At 69.5% G+C, this 19,630-nt stretch carries 19 protein-coding genes; 11 read left to right on the top strand and 8 right to left on the bottom strand.

Annotation, left to right across the window (positions count from 1 at the left end):
- Nucleotides 1–15 precede the first annotated feature (15 nt).
- Genes OG936_RS16850 through paaA form a run of 5 tightly spaced genes read right to left on the bottom strand, consistent with a single transcriptional unit; the run spans nt 16 to nt 3,576 of the window.
- On the bottom strand, nt 16–1,074 hold the full coding sequence (locus tag OG936_RS16850; RefSeq protein WP_406495656.1) for a 2Fe-2S iron-sulfur cluster-binding protein: 1,059 nt from the start codon (nt 1,072–1,074) through the stop codon (nt 16–18).
- Nucleotides 1,075–1,581 carry a 1,2-phenylacetyl-CoA epoxidase subunit PaaD gene (paaD, locus tag OG936_RS16845; RefSeq protein WP_406495655.1) on the bottom strand — a complete coding sequence of 169 codons (507 nt, stop codon included), beginning with the start codon at nt 1,579–1,581 and terminating at the stop codon, nt 1,075–1,077. It abuts the gene before it with no gap.
- Nucleotides 1,575–2,276, bottom strand: coding sequence for a 1,2-phenylacetyl-CoA epoxidase subunit PaaC (paaC, locus tag OG936_RS16840; protein WP_406495654.1), 702 nt, complete (start codon nt 2,274–2,276; stop codon nt 1,575–1,577). Before paaC ends, paaD begins: the two co-directional genes overlap by 7 nt.
- Nucleotides 2,273–2,563: a 1,2-phenylacetyl-CoA epoxidase subunit PaaB gene (gene paaB / locus OG936_RS16835; RefSeq protein ID WP_266747273.1), complete on the bottom strand. Its 291-nt coding sequence runs from the start codon at nt 2,561–2,563 to the stop codon at nt 2,273–2,275. Before paaB ends, paaC begins: the two co-directional genes overlap by 4 nt.
- Nucleotides 2,560–3,576, bottom strand: coding sequence for a 1,2-phenylacetyl-CoA epoxidase subunit PaaA (gene paaA / locus OG936_RS16830; RefSeq protein WP_406495652.1), 1,017 nt, complete (start codon nt 3,574–3,576; stop codon nt 2,560–2,562). Before paaA ends, paaB begins: the two co-directional genes overlap by 4 nt.
- A 119-nt stretch (nt 3,577–3,695) precedes the next feature.
- Between paaA and OG936_RS16825 the strand changes: the two genes are divergently transcribed.
- The 3 genes from OG936_RS16825 (at nt 3,696) to OG936_RS16815 (ending at nt 6,516) form a co-directional block, all read left to right on the top strand.
- Nucleotides 3,696–4,457: a DUF5819 family protein gene (locus OG936_RS16825; protein WP_406495650.1), complete on the top strand. Its 762-nt coding sequence runs from the start codon at nt 3,696–3,698 to the stop codon at nt 4,455–4,457.
- Nucleotides 4,454–5,746, top strand: coding sequence for an HTTM domain-containing protein (locus tag OG936_RS16820; RefSeq protein WP_406495649.1), 1,293 nt, complete (start codon nt 4,454–4,456; stop codon nt 5,744–5,746). The genes OG936_RS16825 and OG936_RS16820 overlap by 4 nt, the downstream gene beginning before the upstream one ends.
- A 140-nt stretch (nt 5,747–5,886) precedes the next feature.
- Nucleotides 5,887–6,516 carry a TrmH family RNA methyltransferase gene (locus OG936_RS16815; RefSeq protein WP_406500477.1) on the top strand — a complete coding sequence of 210 codons (630 nt, stop codon included), beginning with the start codon at nt 5,887–5,889 and terminating at the stop codon, nt 6,514–6,516.
- Nucleotides 6,517–6,719: 203 nt separating this feature from the next.
- On the opposite strand, the gene paaN is transcribed toward OG936_RS16815, so the two are convergent.
- Nucleotides 6,720–8,420: a phenylacetic acid degradation protein PaaN gene (paaN, locus tag OG936_RS16810; protein ID WP_406495648.1), complete on the bottom strand. Its 1,701-nt coding sequence runs from the start codon at nt 8,418–8,420 to the stop codon at nt 6,720–6,722.
- Nucleotides 8,421–8,543: 123 nt separating this feature from the next.
- Between paaN and OG936_RS16805 the strand changes: the two genes are divergently transcribed.
- Complete coding sequence (locus tag OG936_RS16805) at nt 8,544–9,137, top strand: TetR/AcrR family transcriptional regulator (protein ID WP_362192630.1); 594 nt, start codon at nt 8,544–8,546, stop codon at nt 9,135–9,137.
- Nucleotides 9,138–9,295: 158 nt separating this feature from the next.
- Here the strand turns inward: OG936_RS16805 and OG936_RS16800 are convergent, their stop codons facing one another.
- On the bottom strand, nt 9,296–9,802 hold the full coding sequence (locus OG936_RS16800) for an Lrp/AsnC family transcriptional regulator (RefSeq protein WP_266752295.1): 507 nt from the start codon (nt 9,800–9,802) through the stop codon (nt 9,296–9,298).
- Between the two features lie 263 nt (nt 9,803–10,065).
- Here OG936_RS16800 and pdhA point away from each other — a divergent pair, with 263 nt between their 5' ends.
- From pdhA to OG936_RS16765, 7 genes are all read left to right on the top strand, one after another.
- Nucleotides 10,066–11,229: a pyruvate dehydrogenase (acetyl-transferring) E1 component subunit alpha gene (pdhA, locus tag OG936_RS16795; RefSeq protein ID WP_406495646.1), complete on the top strand. Its 1,164-nt coding sequence runs from the start codon at nt 10,066–10,068 to the stop codon at nt 11,227–11,229.
- Nucleotides 11,226–12,257 carry an alpha-ketoacid dehydrogenase subunit beta gene (locus OG936_RS16790; protein ID WP_406495644.1) on the top strand — a complete coding sequence of 344 codons (1,032 nt, stop codon included), beginning with the start codon at nt 11,226–11,228 and terminating at the stop codon, nt 12,255–12,257. The genes pdhA and OG936_RS16790 overlap by 4 nt, the downstream gene beginning before the upstream one ends.
- On the top strand, nt 12,257–13,804 hold the full coding sequence (locus tag OG936_RS16785) for a dihydrolipoamide acetyltransferase family protein (RefSeq protein ID WP_406495642.1): 1,548 nt from the start codon (nt 12,257–12,259) through the stop codon (nt 13,802–13,804). The genes OG936_RS16790 and OG936_RS16785 overlap by 1 nt, the downstream gene beginning before the upstream one ends.
- Nucleotides 13,805–13,901: 97 nt before the next feature.
- On the top strand, nt 13,902–14,750 hold the full coding sequence (locus OG936_RS16780; RefSeq protein WP_406495640.1) for an NTP transferase domain-containing protein: 849 nt from the start codon (nt 13,902–13,904) through the stop codon (nt 14,748–14,750).
- 167 nt (nt 14,751–14,917) lie between these two features.
- Entirely contained in the window at nt 14,918–16,594 is a 1,677-nt protein-coding gene (locus OG936_RS16775; RefSeq protein WP_406500476.1) for a molybdopterin molybdotransferase MoeA, read from the top strand.
- A complete protein-coding gene (locus OG936_RS16770; RefSeq protein ID WP_406495639.1) occupies nt 16,552–17,688 on the top strand; it encodes a potassium channel family protein in 1,137 nt (378 codons plus the stop codon). Before OG936_RS16775 ends, OG936_RS16770 begins: the two co-directional genes overlap by 43 nt.
- Nucleotides 17,689–17,905: 217 nt before the next feature.
- Nucleotides 17,906–18,892 (top strand): NAD(P)H-quinone oxidoreductase, encoded by a 987-nt coding sequence (locus OG936_RS16765; protein ID WP_406495637.1) that lies wholly within the window; start codon nt 17,906–17,908, stop codon nt 18,890–18,892.
- Between the two features lie 161 nt (nt 18,893–19,053).
- Here OG936_RS16765 and OG936_RS16760 read toward each other — a convergent pair whose 3' ends face one another.
- Nucleotides 19,054–19,602: a bacterial proteasome activator family protein gene (locus tag OG936_RS16760; RefSeq protein WP_406495635.1), complete on the bottom strand. Its 549-nt coding sequence runs from the start codon at nt 19,600–19,602 to the stop codon at nt 19,054–19,056.
- Nucleotides 19,603–19,630 lie beyond the last annotated feature (28 nt).

Here is a 19,630-nt window from a genome sequence, read left to right as displayed (position 1 = left end):
ATGGCCGGTCGGCGGTCAGCGGTCGAAGTCCAGTTCCACTTCTGGAGTGACCGGATGCGACTGGCACGCCAGCACATAGCCCGCGCCCGTCTCTTCGGGTTCCAGCGCGAAGTTGCGGTCCATTCGCACTTCGCCCGAGACCAGGAACGCCCGGCAGGTTCCGCACACGCCGCCCTTGCACGCGTACGGAGCGTCGGAGCGGCTGCGCAGTACGGTCTCCAGCAGTGATTCGCCGTCCTCTACCGGCCAGGTGCCGGAGCGGCCGTCCAGGGTCGCGGTGAGTCTGCTGTGAGCCGGCGTTTCGGCCCGGGGGCGGGCCGGCGCGTTCGGGCCGTCGTCCACGTGGAAGATCTCCTGGTGGATACGGGGCCGGTCGACGCCCAGGCCGTGCAGCGCGCCTTCGGCCGCCTGTACCAGGCCGAACGGCCCGCACAGATACCAGCCGTCCACGTCCGCCACCGGAAGCAGTGCGGGCAGCAGTTCGGTGAGCCGCTCGCGGTCCAGCCGGCCGGATGGAAGGCCTGCCTGCTGCTCTTCCCGGGAGAGCGCCGTGACCAGCTGAAACCGGTCCGGGTAGCGGTCCTTGAGGTCGGCGATCTCGTCCAGGAACATCGTCGAGACCGCCGTCCGGTCGCTGCGGATCAGACAGAAACTGGCGTCGGGCTCACGTGCCAGCAGTGTCGCCGCGATCGACAGCACCGGGGTGATCCCGCTGCCTCCGACGATCGCCGCGAAATGTCCGGCGCGGGGCGTGAGTACGAAGCGCCCCATCGGGGCCATCGCCTCGACCAGATCACCGACGGCGAGTTCCTTCAGCGCGTAAGTGGAGAACGCGCCGCCGTCGACGAGCCGAATGCCCACCCGCAGCACCGGATCGGCCGGTTCCGCGGTGGCCGGGGAGCAGATCGAGTACGAGCGGCGGATCTCTTCGCCATCGACGGTGTAGCGCACATTGAGGTGCTGACCGGGTTGGTGACGGAAGGTTTCGCGCAACTCGGGCGGTACGGCGAGGGCGACGGCCACCGAATCGTCCGTGAGCCGTTCGATCGCGCGGACCCGGAGCGGATGGAACATCTACAACTCCTTGAAGTGGTCGAACGGTTCGCGACAGGTCACACACCGGCGCAGCGCCTTGCAGGCGGTGGAGGAGAACCTGCTCAGCAGCTCCGTATCGGTCGAGCCGCAGTGCGGGCAGCGCACCGAGAGCGTGAGTGGCACCGGGCCGCCTGCGGGAGCCGTGGCGCCGTGCGGGCGCGGGGGTGCGATGCCGAACTCGGCCAGCTTGCGCCGCCCTTCCGCGCTGATGTCGTCCGTCGACCAGGCCGGCGAGAGCACGGTGACCACGGAAACCTCCGGTATGCCGTGGTCATGCAGCACCTGCTCGATGTCGGAGCACATGGCCTCGATCGCCGGGCAGCCGGTGTAGGTCGGGGTGAGACGCACGGTGACCTTGCCGGGCGCGAGTACGTCCACACCCCTGAGCACTCCGAGCTCGTCCAGGGTCAGCACGGGCAGTTCGGGATCGGGCACAGAGCCTGCGAGCCGGTACAGCTCCTCCTTCAGGAGGGTCTCGGTCACCATGTTGCCCCCGGGTGGCTGCGATGCAGATGCTGCATCTCCGCGATCATCCGGCCGAAGGGTTCGGTGTGGATGCCCTGGCGGCCCGCGCCCGCCGTCCATGCTCCGGACTGCGGCCCGGCCGGAACAGTCAGCGTGGACTTCTCCAGCACCGCGGTGACGGTCTCCAGCCAGCCGTTGTGCAGCGACTGCCAGTCGATCTCCACACCCTCGACGGGCTGGAACAGCTCTCCGGTGAAACGCCACAGGGCATCCACCGCGCGCTGCATCCGCCCATGGCTCTCGTCCGTGCCGTCGCCGAGCCGCAGTGTCCAGTGCTCCGCGTGGTCCTGGTGGTACGCGACCTCCTTGACCGCCTTCGCCGCCAGCCCGGCGAACCGGCTCTCGCCGGCCGCCAGCTGTTCGTACAGGGGGCGCTGGTAGGCGGAGAAGTAGAGCTGGCGGGCGATGGTGTGGGCGAAGTCGCCGTTCGGCTGCTCGACCAGCTGGACGTTGCGGAATGCGCGTTCCTCGCGCAGGTACGCCAGCTCGTCCTCGTCCCCGGCGAGGGAGAGCAGCACCCGGGCCTGTCCCAGCAGGTCCAGGGCGATGTTGGCCAGGGCCACTTCCTCCTCCAGCACGGGGGCGTGGCCGGCCCACTCCCCCAGGCGGTGCGAAAGCACCAGCGCGTCGTCGCCCAGGGCGATGGCCGCGGTCACAGGTGCTTCACCCCCTCCGGGATCTCGTAGAACGTCGGGTGCCGGTACGGCTTGTCACCGGCCGGCTCGAAGAAGGAGTCCTTCTCGTCCGGCGAGGAGGCCGTGACCTGTGCGGACGGGACCACCCAGATGGAGACGCCCTCGGAGCGGCGTGTGTACAGATCGCGCGCGTTGCGCAGGGCCATTTCCGCGTCCGGGGCGTGCAGGCTCCCCGCGTGGGTGTGGGACAGCCCGCGGCGCGAACGCACGAACACCTCCCACAGCGGCCAATCGGTCGAGCTGCTCATGCTGTCGCCTCCTCGTTCCGTACCGGGTTCCGTACTCCTGTGTGCTTCTCCGCGTACGCGAGTGCCGCGTCCCGGACCCAGGAGCCCTCCTCGTGCGCCCGCCGGCGCTGGGTGAGGCGCTGCTCGTTGCACGGGCCGTTGCCCTTGAGGACCTCCTGGAACTCCTTCCAGTCGATCTCCCCGAAGTCGTGATGTCCACGCTCCTCGTTCCACCGGAGATCCGGGTCCGGAAGGGTGAGCCCCAGCGCTTCGGCCTGGGGAACGCAGATGTCCACGAAGCGCTGCCGCAGCTCGTCGTTGGAGTGCCGCTTGATCTTCCAGGTCATCGACTGCGCCGAGTGGGCCGATGCGTCGTCCGGCGGGCCGAACATCATCAGGGACGGCCACCACCAGCGGTTCACCGCGTCCTGAGCCATCTCGTGCTGCTCCGGGGTGCCGCGGCTGAGGGTGAGCAGCAGCTCGTACCCCTGGCGCTGGTGGAAGGACTCCTCCTTGCAGATGCGGACCATCGCCCGGGCGTACGGGCCGTAGGAGCAGCGGCAGAGCGGCACCTGGTTGGTGATCGCGGCGCCGTCCACGAGCCAGCCGATCGCGCCGACGTCCGCCCAGGTCAGCGTCGGATAATTAAAGATCGATGAATACCTCTGGCGGCCCGCGTGGAGCTTGTCGAGCAACTCCTCACGGCCGGTGCCGAGGGTCTCCGCGGCGCTGTACAGATAGAGCCCGTGCCCGGCCTCGTCCTGCACCTTGGCCATCAGGATCGCCTTGCGGCGCAGTGAGGGCGCTCGCGAGATCCAGTTGGCCTCCGGCTGCATACCGATGATTTCGGAGTGGGCGTGCTGGGCCATTTGCCTGACCAGCGAGGCGCGGTACGCGTCCGGCATCCAGTCGCGCGGCTCGATGCGCTCGTCTGCCGCCACCGCGGCGTCGAAGGCCGCCTCCAGGGCGTCGTCGGCCCCTGCAGGCCTGCTTGTTCCTGCCTGCGCCGCTTGGTCCGCAGTCACTGCCGTCATCCCGGACTCCCTACCGACCGACCGATCGTTCGGTTCATTGCCTTCAATGGTGAGTCGGCGGCCCGTAGGGTGTCAACCCTGTGGATAACTGGCCGGGGGCCGACGGGGATCGGGGCGGGATGGATTCGTACGACGACAGGGCTGTCGGAGGCGGGAACGGGAGCGCCGGACCAGGGCCGGGGCAGGGCGAGGACACGCCGTCCGGCACCGGTCAGGAGCCGGGTTCGGGTCTCCGTGGCGGCATAGCTGCCCTGTCCCTTCCGTACCAGATCGTTGCCGCGATCGCGCTGTCCGTCATCGGGCTGTTCGCATGCGGCCAGCTGGCCATGGTGTTTCTGCATGTCGCCCCCTCCAACACGCTGACCAAGCAGCACGGCCAGGCGGTCGACGACTGGATCTATCCAGAGTTCGAACAGAACTGGAAGCTCTTCGCCCCGAACCCGCTCCAGCAGAACGTGGCCGTTCACGTACGCGCCGAGACAGCCGGCGCCAGCGGCCGCCGCACCACCCCCTGGATGAGCCTTTCCGCTGAGGACGGCAAGGCGATACGCGGCAATCTTCTTCCCAGCCATATCCATCAGAACGAGCTGCGCCGCAGCTGGGACTTCTACGTCAGTTCCCACGACAACGAGAACCGGGCGAACGGCCTGCGCGGTGAGCTCTCCGAGCGCTACATCCGCCGCATCGCGATGCGGCGCCTCGGTGAGCACGACTACGGCGGCACCGTAGAGCGCATCCAGATCCGTTCCGAGGTGCGGTCCATCGCGGCGCCCGGCTGGAGCGAGGAACGGATCAGTACGAAGCCGTCCTACCGGGTGCTGCCGTGGTGGACCGTAACCGACGCAGACCTCTCCGAGAGCGACAAGGGAGCGGACAAGTGATTACGTCCACTTTCGATCGCAAGCTCGCCCGTGGTATCCAGCGCATCACCTCCTCGGCCCTCGGCCCGTACCAGAGTGCCGTCATCCGGATCGGTTTCTCCACCACCTACCTGCTGTTCCTGCTGCGCGAACTGCCGAACCGCCACGAGATGTACGGCCCCGACGCCCCATGGCGCTGGGACATGGCGCAGCAGCTCATATCCGGCAATCGAGCCTTCACCACGCTCATGTGGTCGGACAGCACGGTCTGGTTCGAGGCCGTGTACGCGGTGGCTCTGCTCTCCGCCGTGCTGCTCATGGTCGGCTGGCACACCCGCGCCACATCGGTCCTCTTCATGGTCGGTGTGCTCTCCCTGCAGAACCGCAGCATCTTTCTGGGCGACGGTGGCGACAACGTCATCCACCTGATGGCGATCTATCTCGTGCTGACGCGTTGCGGGCAGGTCTGGTCGTTGGATGCCCGGCGTGCTGCTCGTGCGGGGCGGGCGGGTCGTGTGAGCCGCACCCCGGGCCCGCCGGCTGGTGCAGATGTGGATGCGGACGTCGAAGGTCAGAGGCGTTCGGTGCGGGGGGATGTGGCCGGTCCGGTTCTCTGGGTGGTGCTCGGCCTGGTTCTGACGGTGGCCACCGTGACAGACGGTCTCGGCGGCACCTCGTGGCTGCCGGTGCTCTTCTGGCTCCTCTGGGTCGGCCACGGCGCCTGGTGGGTCGTGAATCGTCGCGCACCGGAGAGCGAAGCGCGCACCTTGCTCGACGTCATCGCCAACCTCGTCCACAACGCGACCCTCGTCGTGATCGCGGCCGAGGTCTGTGTGATCTACGCGACGGCAGGGTGGTACAAGATCCAGGGTTCGCGGTGGCAGGACGGCACGGCGCTGCACTACCCGCTCAATCTCGATTACTTCACACCCTGGCCCGGGCTGTCGGACATCCTCGCGTCCAGCGGTGTGATGGTGATGCTGCTGACGTACGGCACGGTCATTGTTCAGGTCGCCTTCCCCTTCACCCTGTTCAATCGGCGGGTCAAGAATGTCCTGCTCGTCGCCATGATGTGCGAGCACGCCGGCATCGCGTTGCTGCTCGGGCTGCCCTTCTTCTCGATGGCGATGATCGCCGCCGACTCCGTCTTCCTGCCGACCGTCTTCCTGGTGTGGTTCGGCGGCCGCGTGACTCTCGGGCGGGAGCTGCTGTTCTCGCGCAGGGTCAAGGTGCCGGGGCAGCGGCGTGCCGCAGATGACGAGGAGGCCCCGCAGCACAGCGACGACGGGGGCCATACGCTCGTCGGGTGAGTAGTGAGAGCGGCAGCAGCATCGGCGGCATTGGTGGCACCGGCAGTACCGGCGGCAAATCGCTGATCGAGGAGTCCCCAGGGCTTGAATCGCCCGGCGCGTCCGTACCGGAGGGAGAGCCTGGTACGGCCGCGGAACCGATGCAGTACGACGACGGATTCGGAATGGAGATCGGCGTCGGGCCGCACCCGCTGCCCTGGCCCGTGGACGAGCGGTACGACCCCGAGCTGCTCGCTCACGGCGACCGGCGCAACGTGGGTGACGCCTACCGGTACTGGACGCGGGAAGCGATCGTCGCCGATCTTGATCTGCGGCGGCACGACTTCCACGTGGCGGTCGAGAACTGGGGCCACGACTTCAATATCGGCTCCGTGGTGCGCACCGCGAACGCTTTCCTTGCCAAGGAGATCCACATCGTGGGGCGGCGGCGCTGGAACCGGCGCGGCGCGATGGTCACCGACCGGTACCAGCATGTACGGCACCACCCCGACACGGAGTCGCTGACCGCGTGGGCGGCGGCGGAGGGCCTGCCGATCATCGGGATCGACAATCTGCCGGGCGCGGTGCCGCTGGAGCGGACCGAGTTGCCGCGGCGGTGTGTGCTGCTCTTCGGGCAGGAGGGGCCCGGACTGACGGAAGAGGCCCGCAAGCACGCGGCGATGGTGTGCTCCATCGCGCAGTTCGGGTCGACGCGGTCGATCAACGCGGGGGCCGCGGCTGCGATTGCCATGCATGCGTGGGTGCAGCGCTATGCGCATATTCCGGGGTAGGTGTGGGCCGGGTGGCGGTGCCTGTGGGTGGGACGCCTGAGGCGGGCCGGCCCTGCCCGCCCCTTCTCCCGGCCCCTTTCCGTGACCGGGACTCCGCCCCCCGAACCCCCGCTCCTCAAACGCCGGAGGGCTGGAAAGAAGCCCGAAAGCGGCGGGGGTGAACGATTCCGTGAGGGACGGGAGAACGGGAGAGCGAGGCGGGGTTATGCCTGGCGGCGGACTTCCACTGTGCGGAAGCGGTTTGCTACGAACGCTCCGTCGCACAGGGCCGCATTCGCTGCCGGGTTGCCGCCCGAGCCGTGGAAGTCGGAGAACGCCGCAGTCTGGTTGACGTACACCCCGCCGGTCAGGTTCAGCGAGAGCTGGGCCGACTCGTCCAGGCAGACGTCCTCCACCGCGCGCTCCACCTCCGGTGAGGTGGTGTACGCGCCGACCGTCATCGCGCCCTTGTCGCGGATCGTGCGGCGGAGCAGCTCCACGGCGTCGGCTGTCGAGTCAACCGCTACGGCGAAGGAGACCGGTCCGAAGCACTCCGACAAGAAGTGGTCCTCGTCGTCCGGCTTGGTGCCGTCCAGTTTGACGACGACGGGAGTGCGGACCACGGCGTCGGGGAATTCCGGATTGGCCACCTCGCGCGAGGGCAGGGCGACTTCACCCAGTTCCGCCGCCGCCTCCAGGCGGGCCTTCACATCGGGGTTGACCAGGGCGCCGAGCAGTGCGTTCGCCCGGGCGTCGTCGCCCAGCAGCCCGTTCACCGCGGCGGCGATGTCGTCGACGACTTCGTCGTACGACTTGTTGCCGTCGTCGGTCGTGATGCCGTCGCGGGGGATCAGCAGATTCTGCGGAGTGGTGCACATCTGGCCGCTGTACAGCGAGAGGGAGAACGCCAGGTTGGCAAGCATCCCTCGGTAGTCGTCCGTGGAATCGAGGACGATGCTGTTGACGCCGGCCTTCTCCGTGTACACCTGGGCCTGGCGGGCGTTGGTCTCCAGCCAGTCGCCGAAGGCTGTGGATCCGGTGTAGTCGATGATCTTGATCTCCGGGCGTACCGCGAGAGACTTCGCGATTCCCTCGCCCGGCCGTTCGGCGGCCAGAGCGATCAGGTTGGCGTCGAAGCCCGCCTCGACGAGCACCTCGCGCGCCAGCTGCACCGTGAGCGCGAGCGGAAGCACGGCGCGCGGGTGCGGCTTGACCAGGACGGGATTGCCGGTGGCCATTGAGGCGAAGAGGCCCGGATAGCCGTTCCACGTGGGGAACGTGTTGCAGCCGATCAGGAGCGAGACGCCGCGCGGCGCCGCGGTGAACGACTTGTGCAGCTGGAGCGGGTCGCGCTTGCCCTGCGGCTTGGACCAGTCGGCGCTCAGCGGGGTGCGGATCTGCTCCGCGTACGCGTACGCCACGGCTTCCAGGCCGCGGTCCTGCGCGTGCGGGCCGCCCGCCTGGAACGCCATCATGAAGGCCTGGCCGCTGGTGTGCATCACGGCGTGGCCGAACTCATGGGTCCTGGCGCTGATCCGCGCGAGGATCTCCAGACAGACCAGGGCCCTGGTCTCGGGGCCCGCCGCACGCCAGGCGGCCATGCCCGTACGCATCGCCGGCAGCAGGACATCCAGGTCGGCGTGCGGATATTCGACGCCGAGCTCCGGCCCGTACGGGGAGATCTCTCCGCCCGTCCAGCCGTCGGTGCCCGGCTGGCCGAGGTCGAGCCGGGTGTGCAGTACGGCGTCGAACGCGGCCTTGCCCTCGGCGGCACTCAGGCTGCCGGGGGCGCCGCCCTCGCCGTATGCCTTCGGATGCTCGGGATGCGGAGACCAGTAGGCGCGCGTGCGGATCGCGTCGAGGGCTTGGTCGAGCGTGGGGCGGTGCTTCTCGGACAACAGGTGCGGGGAGAGCTCGGCGGCCATGACGGACCAACTCCTCATCGAGCTGGGCAGGGACGGGCGGACAGAGTTAGAGTAACCGAACGATCGGTCGGGACAAGGGGGCCCGCCAAACCTGTGGACAACTTGTAGGGGAGGATCGCGGACATGACCACGGCCAAGCGGGACACGTACACCCCGGAGACTCTGCTCACCGTCGCTGTCCGTGTTTTCAACGAGCGCGGCTACGACGGCACGTCCATGGAGCATCTCTCCCGGGCCGCCGGCATCTCCAAGTCGTCCATCTATCACCATGTGGCGGGCAAGGAGGAGCTGCTCCGCCGTGCGGTGAGCCGGGCGCTGGACGGGCTCTTCGGCATTCTCGACGAGCCGGGGGCTACGCAGGGGCGGGCGATCGAGCGGGTCGAGTACGTCACCCGTCGCACCGTCGATGTGCTGATAGCCGAACTGCCCTATGTCACGCTGCTGCTGCGCGTGCGGGGCAACACGAAGACCGAGCGCTGGGCCATGGAGCGGCGACGCGAGTTCGACCACCGGGTGACCGATCTGCTCAGAGCGGCGGTCGCGGATGGCGATCTCCGCTCCGACGTGGACATACGGCTGGTGACGCGGCTGCTCTTCGGGATGGTCAACTCGCTGGTGGAGTGGTACCGGCCGCAGCCGGACGGTGGCGTCGATGGTGAGCGGCTGGCGGACACGCTCGTCCTGGTGGCCTTTGAGGGGATGCGGTCCAGTCGTTGAGCGGATCACCCGCTGAGCTGAAACGCTGACGAGCGGGCAGGCCTGGGCGACTGCGCCTTGGGTGTGACCGCTATCTCGGGCGGTGTGAACGGGAGGTTCCGTCTCGGCCCGGAGCGTCCGTATTTCATCCCGCTACGCCTTCCGTCCGCTTCGTTTCGTTACGTGAGCTCGGGGGGTCTGGCCGGGCCCGTGGCCAGGTCCGTCTCCTCGAACACCAGAAGTGTGCGGGTGGAGAGCACCTCCGGGATGGCCTGGATCCTGGTCAGGACCAGTTCGCGCAGCGACCGGTTGTCCGGGGTGTGCACCAGCAGTAGGACATCGAAGTCGCCGCTGACGAGTGCGATGTGAGTGGCCCCGGGCAGTGCCTGGAGCTGCTCGCGCACGGTGCGCCAGGAATTTTGGACGATCTTGAGCGTGATGTACGCGGAGGCGCCCTGTCCTGCCCGCTCATGGTTCACGCGCGCGCTGAAACCGCGGATCACACCGTCGTCGATGAGCCGGTTGATCCGGGCGTACGCGTTGGCGCGTGAGACATGGACGCGGTCGGCCACCGACCGTATCGAGGCGCGGCCGTCCGTCTGGAGCAACCGCAGGATGTCGCGGTCGACGGCGTCCAGCGGGCGCGCGGGCGGAACCTGGCCGGGTTCCTCGCCCCCGTCGGCCATTTGTTCAGCTGACATGTGCCCGCGCCTCCTCGCCCTGGACGACCTGCCCCTATCCCAGGCTGTGGAGAACCGTTTGTCCACAGCCTGAAGGCGCCTGTAGCCAAAATGCGCTCGCGACCGAACAATCGGTAGGTGAGGCGCGGCACATCCGCGCCTCGGACAGCGCTCGACATTTCGATGTATTTCGACACCCCTCGGCATCGGACGATCCCCGATGCCGACAGACGCCGCTCGAAACCCCTCGATGCCAGGAGGTGCTTGTCATGACGGTCCAAGAGCTGCCCGGCGCGGCCGCTTACCGGCCCACGCCGCCCCCGGCCTGGAAGCCGCTCACCGATCCCGCGCCGCTGCTCCCGGACCCCGAGCCGTATCGCGTGCTCGGTACGGACGCCGTGGCCGATGCCGACCCCGCGTTGCTGCTGCGGCTCTACGCGGAGCTGGTGCGCGGTCGCCGGTACAACGCACAGGCCACCGCTCTCACCAAGCAGGGCCGGCTCGCTGTCTACCCGTCGAGCACGGGGCAGGAGGCCTGCGAGGTAGCGGCCGCACTGGTGCTGGAGGAGCGGGACTGGCTGTTTCCCAGCTACCGCGACACGCTGGCTGCCGTGGCGCGCGGCCTCGACCCGGTCGAGGCACTGACACTGCTGCGCGGCGACCGGCATACCGGTTACGACCCGCGCGAACACCGCATCGCCCCGCTCTGCACCCCGCTCGCCACTCAGCTGCCGCACGCCGTGGGCCTGGCACACGCGGCGCGGCTCAAGGGTGACGACGTGGTGGCACTGGCCATGGTCGGTGACGGCGGGACCAGCGAGGGCGATTTCCACGAGGCGCTGAATTTCGCGGCCGTCTGGCGGGCCCCGGTCGTCTTCCTCGTGCAGAACAACGGTTTCGCGATCTCCGTGCCGCTGGCGAAGCAGACCGCGGCTCCGTCCCTGGCACACAAGGCCGTGGGGTACGGGATGCCGGGCCGGCTGGTGGACGGCAATGACGCGGCCGCCGTGCACCAAGTTCTCGGTGAGGCGGTGGCACGGGCCCGGAGCGGTGCCGGGCCGACGCTCGTCGAAGCGGTGACGTACCGCATGGACGCCCATACGAATGCCGACGACGCCACGCGTTACCGCGTCGACAGCGAAGTGGAGGCGTGGCGTGCACACGATCCGATCCAGCTTCTGGAGCGGGAGCTGACCGGACGGGGACTGCTCGGCGACGACGGGATCGAGGACGCGCGTGCGGACGCGGAGAGGATGGCGGCAGCTCTGCGCGAGCGGATGAACGCCGATCCGGTGCTTGAACCGATGGACCTCTTCACCCATGTCTACGAGGAACAGACCACTCAACTGCGGGAGCAGGCGGCCCGCTTGCGTGTCGAGCTGGAGGCCGAGCAGGACCAGCACGGCCACAACGACCTGGAGGGCGGGCGATGACCACCGCAGCGGCGCCGGCCGGAGAGCGGACGGCGAAGGCCAAGCCGGCCACCATGGCGCAGGCGCTCGGGCGAGCGCTGCGCGATTCGATGGCCGAGGATCCGACGGTGCACGTCCTCGGCGAGGATGTCGGCACGCTCGGTGGGGTTTTCCGGATCACCGACGGTCTGGCGAAGGAGTTCGGCGAGGACCGTTGCACGGACACCCCGCTGGCCGAGGCGGGCATCCTCGGCGCGGCCGTCGGTATGGCGATGTACGGGCTGCGGCCGGTGGTGGAGATGCAGTTCGACGCTTTCGCCTATCCGGCGTTCGAGCAGCTCATCAGCCATGTCGCCAAGATGCGGAACCGGACGGCCGGCGCCATGCCGTTGCCGATCACGGTCCGGGTGCCGTACGGCGGCGGGATCGGCGGGGTCGAGCACCACAGCGACTCCTCGGAGGCGTACTACATGGCGACGCCTGGCCTCCACGTCGTCACGCCCGCCACGGTCGAGGACGCGTACGGGCTGCTGAGGGCCTCGATCGCCTCCGACGATCCGGTGGTCTTCCTGGAGCCGAAGCGGCTCTACTGGTCGAAGGCGGACTGGTCGCCCGAGGCACCGGTGGCCGTGGAACCGATCGGACGGGCAGTCGTCCGCCGGACCGGGCGCAGCGCGACGCTGATCACGTACGGGCCGTCATTGCCGGTCTGCATGGAGGCCGCGGAGGCGGCCGTGGCAGAGGGCTGGGATCTCGAAGTCGTCGACCTGCGCTCATTGGTCCCGTTCGACGACGAGACTGTCGCCGCCTCCGTGCGGCGTACGGGGCGTGCGGTCGTCGTCCATGAGTCCTCCGGTTTCGGCGGCCCGGGCGGCGAGATAGCGGCCCGGGTCACCGAGCGCTGCTTCCACCATCTGGAGGCGCCGGTGCTGCGGGTCACCGGGTTCGACATTCCGTATCCGCCGCCGATGCAGGAGCGGCACCATCTGCCGGGTGTGGACCGGGTGCTCGACGCGGTCGCCCGCTTGCAGTGGGAGGCGGCGAGCTGATGCCACAGGTACTCGAATTCAAGCTGCCGGACCTCGGCGAAGGGCTGACCGAGGCGGAGATCGTGCGCTGGCTGGTGGAGGTCGGCGATGTCGTCGCCATCGACCAGCCGGTCGTCGAGGTCGAGACGGCCAAGGCGATGGTGGAGGTGCCGTGCCCCTATGGGGGCGTGGTGACCGCGCGGTTCGGCGAGGAGGGCGTGGAACTTCCGGTCGGGGCACCGCTGTTGACGGTGGCTGTGGGGTCCAAGGGGGGCCTGGGGTCTGCGGGATTGGTGGGCTCGAGGGCAGGGGAAGGTGCGGGGGCTGGGGCGGTGGTGGCGGCCGTGAGGCCGGGGGCCGGTTCGGGCGGGGCGGGTTCCGGTTCCGATTCCGGGGACGGAGATGGGGCCGGAGACGGGGCCGGTGAGGTGGAGTCGTCCGGCAATGTGTTGGTCGGGTACGGGACGGGTGCGCCGGTGGCACGCCGTCGACGGGTCCGGCCCGAGGCGGTGGCGGCGCATGCTGCCGCGTACACGACGGCTGCGCCTGCGGCATCTGCTTCTGTTCCCGCTCCGGATGCGGTGAAGGGGCCGGTGGCCGTTGTCTCCCCGCTGGTGCGGAAGCTGGCGCGGCAGCATGACCTCGATCTGCGGCAGCTGGTGGGCTCCGGGCCGGACGGGTTGATCATGCGTGCCGATGTCGAGTCCGCGATCAGGGCGTCGGCAGAGGAGGCGGCGGCCCCTTCGCCGGACGCGGTCCAGGTGCCCGTGTCGGCACCGGTGCCCGAGCCGGGACAAGGGCCGCTTTCGGTGTCGACGTCGCTGCCTCCGGCACGGCCGTCGGCGTCGCAGAGGGCCACGGGTCAGGCCGTGGAGCGCATTCCGCTGCGCGGCGTACGGGGCGCGGTCGCCGACAAGCTGGCTCGCAGTCGGCGAGAGATCCCCGATGCGACGTGCTGGGTCGACGCCGATGCCACCGAGCTGATGGCAGCCAGATCCGCGATGAACAGCGCCGGTGGTCCGGCGGCCGGGCCCAAGGTGTCGGTGCTCGCCCTGCTGGCGCGTATCTGCACCGCGGCGCTGGCCCGGTTCCCCGAGCTCAACGCCACGGTGGATCAGGAAGCGCGGGAGATAGTGCGGCTGCCGGAGGTCCATCTCGGGTTCGCGGCGCAGACCGAGCGGGGCCTCGTCGTCCCCGTCGTGCGGGATGCGCAGGCCCGGAACGCGGAGTCGATCGGGGCCGAGATCGCCCGGCTGACCGAGGCGGCCCGGGCGGGGAGGCTGACCCCGGCAGAGCTGACCGGTGGCACGTTCACGCTGAACAACTACGGCGTGTTCGGGGTCGACGGTTCCACCCCGATCATCAACCACCCGGAGGCGGCGATGCTGGGAGTCGGCCGGATCGTGCCCAAGCCATGGGTGCACGAAGGTGAGCTGGCCGTACGCCAGGTTGTCCAGCTCTCGCTGACCTTCGACCACCGGGTCTGTGACGGCGGTACGGCGGGCGGATTCCTGCGCTACGTGGCTGACTGCGTGGAACAACCGGCGGTGCTCCTGCGCACGTTGTAGGCGGATTCGGCTGCGGGCTCCCGTTGCTTCCCCGGTGGATCTGCCGGATTGCGGACCGGGGAGGATCGGCGGGGGCCGTGGCCCGCATACTCGGAGCATGACCGCGTATGACGCCATCGTCCTTGCCGGAGGAGCCGCCAAGCGGCTCGGCGGCGCCGACAAGCCCGGCATCCGGGTCGGTGGCCGTGCGCTGCTCGACCGGGTGCTCGCGGCCTGCACCGACGCCTCGACCACCGTGGTGGTGGGCGGGCGTCGGCCCACCCTGCGCGCCGTGACCTGGACGCGTGAGGAACCGCAGGGCGGCGGCCCGTTGGCCGCGCTCGATGCCGGTGTCCGGCGTACCGGCGCGGAATGGGTTCTCGTGCTCTCCGCCGATCTTCCGTTCCTCGCGGAGAGCACCGTCGGAGCGTTGTTGGCCGCCGCTCGTGATGGTCGGCGGGACGGGGCCCTGTGCACCGACCAGGACGGTCGCGATCAGCCTCTCGTCGCCGTCTACCGTGGCGAACCGCTGCGCCGCGAGCTCGCCCTGATCGCCACCGAGCACGGCGCTCTGTCCGGGCTTCCCTTGCGGTTGCTGACGAACGAGCTCGATCTTGCCCGAGTGGAAGCAGGCCCCCTCGCCTCCTTCGACTGCGACACCTGGGAGGACATTGCGTCGGCCCGGGCCCGTATCAGAGAGCATGGAACCGTGCTGAATGAATGGATCAACGCAGTCAAGAACGAACTGGGTATCGAACTCGACGTCGACACCGACGTCCTGCTCGATCTCGCCCGTGACGCCGCCCACGGCGTCGCCCGTCCCGCCGCGCCCCTGACGACGTTCCTCGTCGGGTACGCGGCGGCGAAGGCGAGCAGCGACGGCGACGGCCCGGCAGCGGTGACCGAGGCCGCCCGCAAGGCCGCCGCGCTGGCCATCCGGTGGGCGGACGAGAACGAGACCCCATGACGGCTGGTAACGACAGGTCCGACCCGCTCCCGGTGGTCGACGCCGCATCGTTGGGCGTTGCGCCGGTGGACGCAGGGGCCTCGGTGGACGCGGGGCCTTCCGAGGGCGGCGGGGCCTCGGCGCCTGACAGTCCGGCGTCGGGCGAGCGGTGGCCGACCCAGGAGGAACTGCGGGCCGCCGAGGAGGACCGGGCCGCTGAGGAGGACCGGGCCGTTGAGGAGGACCGGGCCGTTGAACAGGCCCTCGCGCTGGTTGGGCGCCGGTCGTTGGATGAGCCCCAACCGTCACGACGGCCTCACTCCGTGGATCAGCCTCGGCCTGCGGATCGGCTCGGCTTCACGGATCTGCCTCAGTCCGTGGACCGAGCTCAGTCTGCTGGTCGGCCCCTCTTCACGGAGTCCTGTCCCGTGGAGTCGTCGAACTCCACGGACCGGCCCCGCCTCGCCGAAGAGCGCGCATCCGCATCCTCGTACCCGCCTCCGGCCGGCCGGGCGCACCCCTGGCGGGAGGCGCGCGCGCTCGCCGCTCGGTCGGGCCGTGACGTTCCCGTCCGTACCCGGCGGCTCCCCCTAGATCAGACACTCGGACACGTACTCGCCGAACCGCTCGTCGCACTCACCGATCTGCCGTCCTTCGACACCTCCGCCATGGACGGCTGGGTCGTCACCGGACCGGGGCCATGGACCATCCGCGAAGTCGAAGGAAGCGGAGATGAGGAGGGCGACACAAGCCCACGCCCGAGTGCACGCCTCAGTCCACGTCCGAACCGAGAACAGGGCATCCTGGCCGGGCACCACGCCCCCGCCGCGCTCCCCGACGGCGATGCCGTACGGATCGCCACCGGCGCGCGCATCCCGGCGGGCGCCAACGCGGTGATCCGCAGCGAGCACGCTCGCGTGGACGAGTCCAAGGGGCTGCTCCACGCGACGCACCGGGTGCATCCAGGACAGGACATCAGGCCCCGAGGCCAGGAATGCCGTTCCGGCGATCAACTCCTGCCCGTCGGCGCCCTGGTGACGCCCGCGGTCCTCGGCCTGGCCGCCGCCGCAGGATACGACGAGCTGGGCACCGTCCCCCGCCCCCGCGTCGATGTCCTCGTTCTCGGTGACGAACTCCTGACCAGTGGGCTGCCGCACGACGGGCTGATCCGTGACGCGCTCGGCCCGATGATCGGCCCCTGGCTGCGCGCCCTGGGTGCCGAGGTCTCCGCCCCGCAGCGCCTCGACGACGACGCCGCGGCCCTCCGACGCGCCCTCACCGCCTCCGCCGCGGATCTGATCATCACCACCGGCGGTACGGCCTCTGGCCCTGTCGACCACGTCCACCCGGTCCTTGCCGAGATCGGGGCCGAGCTGCTGGTCGACGGCGTCGCCGTCCGCCCCGGCCACCCGATGCTGCTGGCCAGGCTCAGGGCGGAGGGGCCGAATGCGGGCCCGTACCTCGTCGGGCTGCCGGGCAATCCGCTGGCCGCCATCTCCGGGCTTCTCACGCTCGCTGAGCCGTTGCTCCGCGGGCTGGCCGGCCATGCGCCGGAGGCGCCGTATTGGGCCGTGGTGCGCGACGAGGTGCACGGGCACCCGCACGACACCCGTCTGGTACCCGTTGTCCACCGCGCGGGCGGCCGTGACGACCGCGCACGTAATCTCGGCAACGTGGGAGCCGGCAGCGGTGCCGAGTACGTCGTACCGCTGCATTACAACGGTCCGGCGATGCTCCGGGGGATTGCCGCGGCCGACGGACTGGCCGTCATACCTCCGGGCGGGGTACGGTCCGGCACCGGGGTGGAGATCCTCGACTTGCCGTGGGCCTCGGCGACGCCGTGGACGGAAGGGTGTTTCACGTGAAACTTCCCGGCCACGATGCGATGGCCAGGCGCGCCGACGAGCATGTCGCGCCCACGCGGGTGGAGCTCCCGCGCAGGGTCGTCCAAGGACCGGCGCGGCAGGTTGCCAAACGGCTGATGATGGCGTTGATAGTGCTTGCCGTCACCGTGCTGATCGTCTGGCTCGACCGCAGTGGGTATCACGACGCCGCCGATGACAACGTCGACCTTCTGGACGCGGTGTACTACGCGACGGTCACCCTCTCCACCACCGGATACGGCGACATCACCCCGTACGGGGACGCCGCCCGGCTCACCAATGTACTGCTCGTGACACCGTTGCGGGTGCTGTTCCTGATCATCCTGGTCGGTACCACTCTTGAGGTTCTTACGGAACGGACCCGAGAGGATTTTCGGCTGAAGCGTTGGAGAGCCAACTTGCGTGACCACACCGTTGTCGTCGGCTTCGGCACGAAGGGTCGTTCGGCCATCCAGACCCTGCGGGCCACCGGCCTGAAGAAGGAACAGATCGTCATCGTCGACCCGGCGAGCAAGGTGATCGAGATCGCCAACGCCGAAGGCTTCGTGGGTGTGGTCGGCGATGCGACGCGCAGCGAAGTTCTCCTGCGTGCCGAGCTCCAGAAGGCGCGTCAGATCATCATCGCCACGCAGCGCGACGACACGGCGGTGTTGGTGGCGTTGACGGCGCGGCAGCTCAACCGCGGCGCGAAGATCGTCGCCGCGGTGCGCGAGGAGGAGAACGCCCCGCTGCTTCGGCAGTCCGGCGCCGACGCGGTGATCACCAGCGCCAGCGCGGCGGGACGGCTGCTCGGCCTCTCCGTCCTCAGTCCCAGCGCGGGCACGGTGATGGAGGACCTGATCCAGCAGGGCAGCGGTCTCGACCTCGTCGAACGGCCGGTGATAAAGGCCGAAGTGGGCAAGAGTGTCCGGGAGACCGAGGACCTCGTCGTCAGCGTGTTGCGGGGGCATCGACTGCTCGGATACGACGATCCGGCGGCCAGTCCTCTGCAGCTGACGGACCGTTTGATCACCATCGTGCGTGCCTCGAACGAACCACCGCCGAGCCACCCGGCGCCAGGCGTGCCCCGCCCGTAGCCGGGCACCGCGCGGGCGCCGCGAGCTCGTCATCTGCGTCATCCTCGGGTCGATGGTGGGCACTTTGCCGATTCGGCTCGCTCTCGCCGCTCCCGTCGTTCCGGCTCGCTTTCACCGCTCGGCTCATCGCGTCATGGCGTCGCCTCCCGGCGCCGCATGGTTGCCCGTCCGGCGCCGCGGCTCCGTCCGTTCCGTGCCACGGAGTAGCCTCGCCGCCATGTATGCGATCACGATCCCCGAACCCGGTGGCCCCGAGGCGCTCGTATGGGCCGAGGTGCCCGATCCGGTAGCCGGTGAGGGCGAGGTCCTCGTCGATGTCGTGTCCAGCGCGGTCAATCGCGCCGATGTGCTGCAGCGGCAGGGGTTCTACAACCCGCCGCCCGGTGCTTCTCCGTACCCGGGCCTGGAGTGCGCGGGCCGCATCTCGGCGATCGGGCCCGGCGTCAGTGGCTGGTCGGTCGGCGACGAGGTGTGTGCGCTGCTCGCCGGTGGCGGTTACGCGGAGAAGGTCGCCGTACCCGCCGGGCAGCTGCTGCCCGTACCGGACGGAGTCGACCTGACGCTGTCGGCGGCACTGCCCGAGGTGACGGCCACGGTCTGGTCGAACGTGTTCATGGTGGCCCATCTGCGCCCCCGCGAGACGCTGTTGGTGCATGGTGGATCCAGCGGCATCGGCACTATGGCGATCCAGCTCGCCAAGGCCGTGGGCGCACGGGTCGCGGTGACCGCGGGCGGACCGGAGAAGCTGGCGCGCTGTGCGGAGCTGGGCGCCGATATCCTGATCGACTACCGGGAGCAGGACTTCGTCGAGGAGCTGCGCAAGGCGACGGACGGCGCCGGTGCGGACGTCATCCTCGACATCGTCGGCGCGAAGTACCTGGACCGGAACGTGAAGGCGCTCGCCGTCAACGGCCGGCTGGCCATCATCGGCCTCCAGGGCGGCGTCAAGGGTGAGCTGAATCTGAACGCCCTGCTGCACAAGCGGGCCGCCATCACCGCGACCTCACTGCGCGGTCGTCCGCTCGCCGAGAAGGCCGCCATCGTCGCCGCCGTGCGCGAGCATGTCTGGCCGCTGATCGCCGACGGTGTCGTACGGCCGGTCGTGGACCGCACGCTGCCGATGCCCGACGCCGCCGAGGCCCACCGGGTGCTGGAGTCCAGCACACACATCGGGAAGGTGCTTCTGCGGACACCCGCGGGCTGACACCCGCCCCTGTCCCTGCGCCCGCCACCGGGCACGTACCGCACGCACCACACAACGGGGCCCGGCACCCAGGTCGTCGACCATGTGTGCCGGGCCTTGGCGTTGTTACGTCATCGAAACGTACGGACCGGAGTGCCGTACGGGCCGGAGCGGCGTATCGACTACAGATACGGCCCCGACCGGATGGCCCCGTGCTGGTCCCCGCTGCCGTCCTCGTCCTCGTGGCCGCTCCCCGACGGAAGGGCGCGGCGCATCTGCTCCAACTGGGCCCGCGCCGCCATCTGCTGGGCGAACAGCGCCGTCTGGATGCCGTGGAAGAGGCCCTCCAGCCAGCCCACCAACTGGGCCTGAGCGATCCGGAGTTCCGCCTCGGAGGGCACCGACTCCTCGGTGAACGGCAGGGAGAGCCGCTCCAGCTCCTCCACCAGCTCCGGCGCGAGGCCGTCCTCCAGCTCCTTCACGGAGCTCGCGTGGATCTCCTTGAGCCTGACCCGGCTCGCCTCGTCGAGAGGAGCAGCCCTGACCTCCTCCAGGAGCTGCTTGATCATGCTGCCGATGCGCATGACTTTCGCGGGCTGTTCGACCATCTCCGTCACCGGGACCTCACGCGACTCGTCGTCAGTGCCACCGCCGCCGATCGCCATGCCGTCCTGCCCCACCACGAGGACTTGGGGGTGCTCCTGCGACCGTTCATTCCTCGGCATTTCCATGGCGCCATTGTCTCGCACACCTGCCGCA

The organism is Streptomyces sp. NBC_00846 (assembly GCF_045207325.1).
Classification (GTDB): domain Bacteria; phylum Actinomycetota; class Actinomycetes; order Streptomycetales; family Streptomycetaceae; genus Streptomyces.
This window is presented reverse-complemented; position numbering and strand designations above follow the sequence as displayed.

What these genes read in the sequence shown, in the direction of transcription:
- OG936_RS16790 (WP_406495644.1), top strand. Translation starts at nt 11,226, where the DNA reads ATGACCACCGCAGCGGCGCCGGCCGGAGAGCGGACGGCGAAGGCCAAG.
- OG936_RS16825 (WP_406495650.1), top strand. Translation starts at nt 3,696, where the DNA reads ATGGATTCGTACGACGACAGGGCTGTCGGAGGCGGGAACGGGAGCGCC.
- OG936_RS16780 (WP_406495640.1), top strand. Translation starts at nt 13,902, where the DNA reads ATGACCGCGTATGACGCCATCGTCCTTGCCGGAGGAGCCGCCAAGCGG.
- pdhA (WP_406495646.1), top strand. Translation starts at nt 10,066, where the DNA reads ATGACGGTCCAAGAGCTGCCCGGCGCGGCCGCTTACCGGCCCACGCCG.
- OG936_RS16805 (WP_362192630.1), top strand. Translation starts at nt 8,544, where the DNA reads ATGACCACGGCCAAGCGGGACACGTACACCCCGGAGACTCTGCTCACC.
- OG936_RS16765 (WP_406495637.1), top strand. Translation starts at nt 17,906, where the DNA reads ATGTATGCGATCACGATCCCCGAACCCGGTGGCCCCGAGGCGCTCGTA.
- paaD (WP_406495655.1), bottom strand. Translation starts at nt 1,581, where the DNA reads ATGGTGACCGAGACCCTCCTGAAGGAGGAGCTGTACCGGCTCGCAGGC.
- paaA (WP_406495652.1), bottom strand. Translation starts at nt 3,576, where the DNA reads ATGACGGCAGTGACTGCGGACCAAGCGGCGCAGGCAGGAACAAGCAGG.
- OG936_RS16815 (WP_406500477.1), top strand. Translation starts at nt 5,887, where the DNA reads ATGCAGTACGACGACGGATTCGGAATGGAGATCGGCGTCGGGCCGCAC.
- paaN (WP_406495648.1), bottom strand. Translation starts at nt 8,420, where the DNA reads ATGGCCGCCGAGCTCTCCCCGCACCTGTTGTCCGAGAAGCACCGCCCC.
- OG936_RS16785 (WP_406495642.1), top strand. Translation starts at nt 12,257, where the DNA reads ATGCCACAGGTACTCGAATTCAAGCTGCCGGACCTCGGCGAAGGGCTG.
- OG936_RS16760 (WP_406495635.1), bottom strand. Translation starts at nt 19,602, where the DNA reads ATGGAAATGCCGAGGAATGAACGGTCGCAGGAGCACCCCCAAGTCCTC.
- paaB (WP_266747273.1), bottom strand. Translation starts at nt 2,563, where the DNA reads ATGAGCAGCTCGACCGATTGGCCGCTGTGGGAGGTGTTCGTGCGTTCG.
- OG936_RS16800 (WP_266752295.1), bottom strand. Translation starts at nt 9,802, where the DNA reads ATGGCCGACGGGGGCGAGGAACCCGGCCAGGTTCCGCCCGCGCGCCCG.
- OG936_RS16850 (WP_406495656.1), bottom strand. Translation starts at nt 1,074, where the DNA reads ATGTTCCATCCGCTCCGGGTCCGCGCGATCGAACGGCTCACGGACGAT.